The sequence below is a fragment of the Burkholderia sp. Ac-20392 genome, assembly GCF_017104585.1.
Taxonomy (GTDB): domain Bacteria; phylum Pseudomonadota; class Gammaproteobacteria; order Burkholderiales; family Burkholderiaceae; genus Burkholderia; species Burkholderia lata.
Genome location: NZ_JAAGPB010000242.1, coordinates 1 through 238 on the forward strand (window position 1 = coordinate 1; position 238 = coordinate 238).

The window sequence follows — 238 nt, forward strand, 5'->3', positions numbered from 1 at the left end:
ACAAGAGAAGCGGGAGGAGGGTGGAGGAAGAGATGGCAGCAGAGGAAAGGGTAAAGGGTAGAAGGGAGCAGTCGGAGGGAAAGATGGTGGACGTAGATAGGAGAGACGTAGAGAAGAGAGAGCGAGGAGGAGGGAAAGGAAGGGGGGAGCTGAAAGTGGGAGTGAACGTGGGAGAAGGCGAGAGCGAGGAAGAGGAGAGGGGGGGGGGGGGGGGGGGGGGGGGGGGTGTTTTTTTTTT

Annotated in this window: 1 protein-coding gene; it reads left to right on the forward strand. The window is 59.2% G+C overall.

Annotation, left to right across the window (positions count from 1 at the left end; all coding sequences use genetic code 11):
• A partial coding sequence (locus G3N99_RS23775; RefSeq protein ID WP_206123614.1) for a hypothetical protein occupies positions 1-238 on the forward strand: 238 nt, incomplete at both ends.